Origin of the sequence: Companilactobacillus paralimentarius DSM 13238 = JCM 10415, assembly GCF_001434985.1 — a bacterium.
GTDB classification, from domain to species: Bacteria; Bacillota; Bacilli; order Lactobacillales; family Lactobacillaceae; genus Companilactobacillus; species Companilactobacillus paralimentarius.
Genome location: NZ_AZES01000104.1, coordinates 22852 through 30338, shown reverse-complemented (window position 1 = coordinate 30338; position 7487 = coordinate 22852). Strand labels below are relative to the sequence as shown.

General features: G+C 34.5%; 11 protein-coding genes. 9 read left to right on the top strand and 2 right to left on the bottom strand.

Features of this window, described 5'->3' with window-relative positions; genetic code table 11:
* Positions 1-160 precede the first annotated feature (160 nt).
* The gene (locus FD33_RS09065) at positions 161-715 is read left to right on the top strand and encodes an Ltp family lipoprotein (protein ID WP_025086299.1); all 555 of its coding nucleotides are present in this window, start codon (positions 161-163) and stop codon (positions 713-715) included.
* Positions 716-886: 171 nt separating this feature from the next.
* Here FD33_RS09065 and FD33_RS09060 read toward each other — a convergent pair whose 3' ends face one another.
* Positions 887-2101: an MFS transporter gene (locus FD33_RS09060; RefSeq protein ID WP_056955923.1), complete on the bottom strand. Its 1215-nt coding sequence runs from the start codon at positions 2099-2101 to the stop codon at positions 887-889.
* Between the two features lie 61 nt (positions 2102-2162).
* On the opposite strand from FD33_RS09060, the gene FD33_RS09055 reads away from it, so the two are divergent.
* The 3 genes from FD33_RS09055 to FD33_RS09045 all read left to right on the top strand — a co-directional run bounded on the left by FD33_RS09055 (position 2163) and on the right by FD33_RS09045 (position 3853).
* Complete coding sequence (locus tag FD33_RS09055; protein ID WP_025086298.1) at positions 2163-2546, top strand: MerR family transcriptional regulator; 384 nt, start codon at positions 2163-2165, stop codon at positions 2544-2546.
* A 136-nt stretch (positions 2547-2682) separates the two neighbouring features.
* Complete coding sequence (locus tag FD33_RS09050; protein WP_025086297.1) at positions 2683-3069, top strand: effector binding domain-containing protein; 387 nt, start codon at positions 2683-2685, stop codon at positions 3067-3069.
* 244 nt (positions 3070-3313) lie between these two features.
* Positions 3314-3853: a dihydrofolate reductase family protein gene (locus FD33_RS09045; protein ID WP_025086296.1), complete on the top strand. Its 540-nt coding sequence runs from the start codon at positions 3314-3316 to the stop codon at positions 3851-3853.
* A 55-nt stretch (positions 3854-3908) separates the two neighbouring features.
* Here the strand turns inward: FD33_RS09045 and FD33_RS09040 are convergent, their stop codons facing one another.
* On the bottom strand, positions 3909-4622 hold the full coding sequence (locus FD33_RS09040; RefSeq protein WP_056955922.1) for a VIT1/CCC1 transporter family protein: 714 nt from the start codon (positions 4620-4622) through the stop codon (positions 3909-3911).
* Positions 4623-5241: 619 nt separating this feature from the next.
* On the opposite strand from FD33_RS09040, the gene eutM reads away from it, so the two are divergent.
* From eutM to FD33_RS09015, 5 genes are read left to right on the top strand one after another with little or no spacing between them, the layout of a single operon-like run.
* Positions 5242-5526, top strand: coding sequence for an ethanolamine utilization microcompartment protein EutM (eutM, locus tag FD33_RS09035; protein WP_025085267.1), 285 nt, complete (start codon positions 5242-5244; stop codon positions 5524-5526).
* Positions 5527-5539: 13 nt separating this feature from the next.
* Complete coding sequence (locus FD33_RS09030) at positions 5540-6559, top strand: DMT family transporter (RefSeq protein WP_025085268.1); 1020 nt, start codon at positions 5540-5542, stop codon at positions 6557-6559.
* On the top strand, positions 6556-6837 hold the full coding sequence (locus FD33_RS09025; RefSeq protein WP_025085269.1) for a hypothetical protein: 282 nt from the start codon (positions 6556-6558) through the stop codon (positions 6835-6837). Before FD33_RS09030 ends, FD33_RS09025 begins: the two co-directional genes overlap by 4 nt.
* Positions 6838-6854: 17 nt before the next feature.
* A complete protein-coding gene (locus FD33_RS09020; RefSeq protein WP_025085270.1) occupies positions 6855-7151 on the top strand; it encodes a BMC domain-containing protein in 297 nt (98 codons plus the stop codon).
* 17 nt (positions 7152-7168) lie between these two features.
* A complete protein-coding gene (locus FD33_RS09015) occupies positions 7169-7474 on the top strand; it encodes a BMC domain-containing protein (protein ID WP_025085271.1) in 306 nt (101 codons plus the stop codon).
* Positions 7475-7487 lie beyond the last annotated feature (13 nt).

The window sequence follows — 7487 nt, the reverse complement described above, 5'->3', positions numbered from 1 at the left end:
TTGGATTCAATTTATTTTGTCCAAGTGGCTAACTTGTTATTGAAATTTTCGAATGTTTAATTTCCTTAAATAAATGAATATTTTGTTATGTTAAATCAAAATAGAATATACCACTCTGATTAGCTAAAATAAAACTATCAAAAATAAAAGGGGATTTTACATGAGAAGAGGAAACTATTCTGCAAAAAAGAAGTGGTATCAAAAGAAAAGAGGATGGATAGTTATCGCGGTTATTATTCTAGTATTTGCTGGAATAAATGGAATTAAGAATACGAATACAGATAAATCGGATAAAAATAAAGTGTCACAGGTTGCTAAGGATAAATCTAATTCGAAGAAATCAACTAAAGAGGTATCTTCTGAAAAAATAGAAAATACTGAAAAATTAGCAGAACCGCAAAAACCTGTTGTACCAACTGAATATAAATCAGCATTAAGAAAAGCTGAATCTTATGCAGATAATATGCATATGTCAAAATTAGGAATACAAAAACAATTGACATCAGAATATGGTGAAAAATTTTCAACTGAAGCGGCTCAATACGCTATGGAGAATATAAAAGCAGACTGGAATAAAAATGCTTTATTTAAGGCTAAGTCGTATCAGGAAGACATATCAATGTCACCAGAATCAATAAGAGATCAATTAACATCAGAGTATGGAGAACAATTTACTGCTGAGGAAGCAAACTATGCTATTAGTAATTTGAAATAAATTGATTTTGGGTAGGAAAGAAATATTCAAATAGCTCATAAAAAAATGTAAGTATTAATCAATTTATAAATACTTCGTCTGGCGATATGACAACCGACATCAAAGTAAAATAGCAATTCTGAAATTAATTCAGAATTGCTATTTTTTTATTTTAATTATTTAGAGATTAAGTTAATCTAACCTGTTATCAGAATTGTTAGGAATAGCATCTTTAACAAAATTTTTGTTTTTGCGGCCATGAATTAATAAATACCAGATCAAGCCAATAATGATTGTAATGCCCATTAGACAGAATAATCCTCGATAACCAGTTAGTGGTTCAATTATACCTAGTGCATAGGGGCCAACTCCCAGACTTAAATCAAAGAGAATGAAGTAGGTGGCTGTTGCTTGGGAGAGTCTTTCGATAGGAACACTTTTTGCAGCGACGGTTTGACAGGTGGATTGAAAATTACCAAATCCTAAACCAATAAGAAAAGCAGATACCAAGATCATCCAACCGGAACTGGCTGTGGCCAAAAGCATCATTCCTAGCATATTAATAATTGCTGAAGGAATGATAACCGCATTTTCACCGAAATGATCAATAATTCTGCCGGTGAATGGACGAGAAATTAAAATTGCGGCGGCGTAAATCAAGAAGAAAACGGATGAGTAACTAGCTAAGTTTAATTCTGTTGTATAAAAACTTAAATAAGCTTGAATAGCTGCGTAGCCTAAACCAACAATAAAAATTGTACTAGCGATTGGTAAAGCTTTAGGTTCAATAAAATCATGAATAGTGATCTTAGGATGCCTATTTGTGAAATGAAAAGCAATTTTACTGCCATTAACAAAGAGACAAAAAATCAAAGCTAGAATTGCTAAAATAGTTTCCATCATAAACATTACATTAAAATTAAAATGTTGTTCTACTAATAATCCAGCAAAAGGACCAACAGCAGTTGCTAAAATTGTACTTAGACTAAAGTAACCGATTCCTTCACCAGTTCTTGCTTTGGGAAATAATAAAACGACAGCAGTATTAGTTACGGTGCTGACCAAACCGATGGCTATACCCTGAATCAAACGAACAACTATTAGAAAGAGAATTGAATTAGCCATTTGATATAATAAAGTTGCTGGAATTAGAAGAATGGTACCAGCGACCATCAATTGTTTGTTACTGAAGATATGTGTCAAGTAACCACTGGAGAAACGGGAAATAAGAATTCCTATGACGGTGATACCGACAATTAGTCCTGTGATACTAGTAGGAGCTTGGAATTTTTTAACTGAATATAGACCAACGGTTACCATTAAACTATAGTATCCAGTCATAACGAAAAGATTGGTTAATGCAAGTAGCCAAAAGTCACAGCTAAAGAGTGATTCATGATTATTCAATATAAGAGCCTCCGTTTTTCTGAAAACAACAGATTCTATCTTACATAATGGAGTTAAGTCCATGTCAAATAAAAAATTATATTCAATTGGAACGTTTTCCAAAATAACTGGGTTGAGCCCAGATACAATTAGATTTTATGAAAAGAAAGATCTTATCCATCCTGAACATGGTCCCAGACAGTTGCGACAATATACTGATGCCCACGTGGATCATGTGGCATTGTTGCTAAGACTAAAAGCGGCTGGTTTTACTTTGGATGAAATTCATACTTATACCAACTATCGTGGTCAAGGGCCAGAAACCATACCAACACGTTTGAGATTGATGAGGGAAAAAGTTGAGTCCTTACATGAAAAACAGTCTGACATTGAGGCTAGTATCAAATATTTAAATGAAAAAATGGAATTTTTAAAAAAACAGCAACAAGATAATTTAATAAAGTGAACAGAAATAATAGCTATAATGTCTGACTTGTAGTTCTAGGTCCTCCTTAATTAGAAGTAAATTTAAATTTTTTGATTAAATAATAATAAAGTATGTTATTCTTTTGATAGAACATATGTTCGTATAGGAGAAAAACATGATTTTACATAAGATTAAGAGTATTCGCACAAATAATTTCAATGATCCAGAAATGTTTTCAAAAGTTATAGATCTGTGGTCTAAGTCGGTGGTTAATATACCAGAAAATAAAATTAGGTACGGTATTTATCATAACTATCAATCTGATTATAGGGGCGACTATTCCTTAACTACAGCAATTGAAGATAAAAATGATATGTCTGGGATTTTAATACCTGATTCTAATAAGTACATTACTTATACTGACGATTCAAATGATGTTCCCAAATTGTGGAAACAAGTATGGTTAGACGAGGACAATAAAAAAATTATTAGAAAATATGATCATGATTTTGAAAAATATTATCCTGATGGAACGGTTGAAGTATATATATCCGTTAAGTAAGAATTGTAAAAATAGGTCTTGGGTTCAAGTGGAATACATTATTGAATAAATCGAAATATATCAATAATTCATTAAGTGACCATGTAGCAATAATTTTTGCTAGAACAATACCAAATGTTTATAGAGCAATTCTATCAAAATTTATTTAAAACGATTATGAATTCAAAATCGATAGCTTTTTATTAGTAACTTCAACTGCAAGAATATACAATATGTTTAACCAGAAGAACCGGAGGATAGACATATGACACGTAAAGTTATTCTATTCATCGCGGAAACTTTAGATGGATATATTGCAGAAGAAAATGGCAACATCGATTACTTGATTGATAATGATTTTACATCTGGTGAAGACAACGATCGTGAATATGAGAAATTGGTTAAACATGTGGATTCAGTAGTCATGGGACGCAAGACTTATGACCAGGTGGCTAATAAATTGTCACCAGATAGTTATCCCTATGATGATTTTGATAATTATATAATGACTCGCCAGCCAATTGATGATGTCGGCAATCTGCACTTTGTAGATGGTGATATTGTTGATTTGGTTAACGGACTAAAGAAGAGGTCGTCTTCAAAAGATATCTGGATCATCGGTGGCAGCAGTATCATTGCCCCATTGGTTAACAGTGATCTAATTGATGTTTATCAAATAGGAATCGTTCCTATTATTCTGGGAAAAGGTATTCCTTTGTTCTCAGATAAAACAAAGTTTAAAGAATTAAGTTTGGTATCGGCTAAAAAAGTTAGCGGTATCGCTTATCTTGAATATAGCAAGTAAAAAATAAGAGCATCTCTGATTGAAGTCAGGGATGCTCTTTTAGTATTTAAAATAATTAAGTTAAAAGTGTACCGATAAGGTAGGTTACGATCATCGTTCCCAAACCAACAAGCAGATTTCTTAAAATACCTTTGATAACATTTGATTTACCCAATCTACTACTGATATATCCTGTGAAAGTCAAAGCAATAATTACTGAAAACATAGTTCCTGAAACTTTATATGGATAGGGAATAAAAGTAATTGCCATCAGCGGTAATAATGAACCAATAATAAATGAGAAAAATGATGAGAAAGCTGCCTGCCAAGGGCTGAAGTAGTCTTTGAATTCAATATTGAATTTGGATTTTAACGTGGCAGCTAGAGGATCTTGTTCCATTAGACTAGAAGAAACTTGTCTTGATAAATCTAGACCTAACCCTTTACTTTCATAATAACTGGCCAAAGCATTTTCTTCACGATTAGGATTTGCAGCAATCATTTCTTCTTGCAATTTAACCATATTTCTTTGGGTATCTCTTTGAGTACTAACCGAGACATATTCGCCTCCGCCCATTGATAGGGCTCCAGCAAACATACCAGCTAATCCAGAAATGAATAATGTCATTTGACTTTGTTGTGCACCAGCTACTCCGGTCACAATTCCGGCTACGGAAATGATACCATCGTTAGCTCCTAAAACACCGGCTCGAACTACGTTTAATCTTTCGGATAAACGTAATTTTTTAATTTCCCTGGGTACGATTGAATGTAGTAAATAATTACTCATAATTGGTCTCCTTCTGTTAGATCATTGGAAATTATAATGTCAATGCAAACGTTTAACTAAATATATTATATTTTTGAATAGAAAGAAAGATAAATTTTTAAAAGGCAAGTAATATGCTCAGCAAAAAATCATAAAATTGTGAGAATGATTTCACATATAAATATTAACTTAAAGGCATTTTTAGAGGGTTAAATAATCTACTAAAAATGCCTTTTCTAGTAGAAGAAAAACTTTTTAATAAATTTATCTAGAAAGACGACAAGTGTAGTCGAATCGGCTTTTTTCACGTAAACCTATCCCTAAGGTCAGAGTCTCATTTTAAATTTTGAAATGTTGTTAAATCGGTATTCCTGAAATCTAATGCAAAAAATATTTCAAAAAAATGCTCTTTTTAAAAATGATTGTGAAAATTTCTACATGTCAAGCAAAATGCTCTCACTGACACAATTATTTCTAAAAAAATAAAATTTTAATCAAAAAGCCTATTCTAAGGCCTTTAGTGAGAGTGATCTTGTGTTTTAATATTCAATTTGAAATGGAGTGTTGACTTGAACCGTAGGGGTCATAAATATAATGGCACCATAACAAAAATGCAAACGCTCACAAAGGAGAGATTATCATGAAATATGACGCACTTGGAATGATTGAAACTAAAGGTTTAGTAGGTTCTATTGAAGCGGCCGACGCAATGGTGAAAGCAGCTAACGTATCTCTTATCGGAAAAGAATTAGTTGGTGGAGGACTAGTTACTGTTATGGTTCGTGGTGATGTCGGTGCTGTTAAGGCCGCTACCGATGCTGGTGCCGCAGCCGCTCAAAGAATTGGCGAACTATTATCAGTTCACGTAATTCCTCGTCCACATGCAGAAGTTGAGAATATTTTACCAACTCCAAACACAAAATAAGGAGTAAGTGATAATGGATATTAATAAGGAATCTATCAATGGACGCATTAATCTTGCGGATAGTAAGAAAAATGCATTAACTAAAAAATTCCACACTACAGGATTAATTAATGGTGCAATTTCTGGATTAACATACGGTATCTATTCGACTTTGGTAATGGTTGCTAGTGGTTATGATCCATTAGTCAGTGCCGCTGGATTTTTGGCAGCACCGTTTGTCTGTTCAGGACTAAATGATTTTATTGCCGGATTGTGGTTGTTGATCTACAACGCTAAAAAAGGTCGTTTGAAGGAGTTAGGCAGAACTCTCAAGACTAAACCAGGCAAGATGTTGGTTATCGGATTCCTTCTTGGGGGACCAATTGCTAACGGTGCTTACTTAGTTGGTTTAGCAATGGCTGGTGCTTATGCAATTCCAATTTCTGCCACATGTAGTTTGTTCGGTGCTTTGTTTGCTTGGATGTTTTTGAAGCAAAAGCCAACCAAACGGGTTGTTTTGGGTATGGTGCTCTGTGTATTTGGCGCAATTATTATTAATTTTGTAAAACCTGAAGGGGCACCTAACTTCACTCTTGGAATTATCTGTGCTTTGATTGCCGCCGTTAGTTGGGGACTTGAAGGTGTTTTCTCTAGTTTTGGTGGTGCAATGATCGATACTGACGTTGCTGTTAACTTGAGAGAATTAATTTCAGGTCTAGTAGTTCTAGTTCTTATGGTTCCAGCTGTAGGAGCTCTTAAATTGCTTGGTGGAACAATTTCAGCCGGAATTCCACTTGTTTGGTTAGCTGTAGCTGGACTAAGCGCAGCCATCTCATTCGTTACTTGGTACAAAGCTAACGCAACTGTTGGATGTGCAATCGGAATGTCACTCAATGTTACTTATGCTTTCTGGGGAGTTCTATTCTGTGTTCTATTCTTAGGCCAGACTTTGACTCCAACAATCGTCATTGGCTCAATCGTTATTGTTCTGGGTGCCATTATTGTAACGATGAATCCTTTAGATCTATTTAAAAAGGGAGGCGTTGAACAATGAGTTTACCAAGTAGAATGGCCGTTTTGAATTATATGAATAGTCACGAAGCTGTTGATGTTAAGGCAGTTATGACAGCTTTGAAACCACTATACGGCAATGAAAAACAGTTTAACGAAGAATTATATATGGAACATTTTATGGCTTTAGAAGCCAATGGTTTGGTTGAGTTGGATAGTTATGAACTAGATAAAGACGACAACCTAATTATGAATTATCGAATCAACGCTGATGGTCGTGATGCTGTTGCAAAATATGTTGATAAAAAGTATAGCAACTAAACTAAGAGGTTGAATTTATGAGATATAAAGGTGATGAAGCATTGGGACTCATAGAGACAGTCGGTTTGGTCCCTGCATTGAAAGCGGCTGATGAAATGTTGAAAGCTGCAGAAGTTGAATTGATTTCATATGAAAACATAGGATCCACTTTAGTTACGGTTATTGTAAAAGGCGATGTTGCGGCAGTTAAGTCTGCTGTAGAAGCTGGTGCCAAAGCAGCGTCAGAGATCGGTAAACTTACAGCCAGCAATGTTATGCCACGTCCGATACCGGGTGTTGGCGACATTGTTTCAGTTCATGATATTGATCAATAACTTAGGAGTAAACAGATATGGAGAATTATAAAGCAATAGGATCAATTGAAACATTTGGTTTGGTGTTTGTTCTACAGGCTGCGGATGCTATGTGTAAAGCTGCGGATGTCGATATTGTCGGATATGAAAATGTTGCTTCAGGATATATTTCTGTAATTGTTCAAGGTGATGTTTCAGCCTGTGAAAGTGCAGTAGCCGCGGGAATCAAAGCTGTAGAAAATATGGGTGCTGAAGTTTATAGCTCGGTAGTCATTCCTAGTCCTCATCGCGACCTAACAAAAATAATTGATCGATATGCATTGAATAAACTATTGCCTGAATAATAAGGGAGCAATA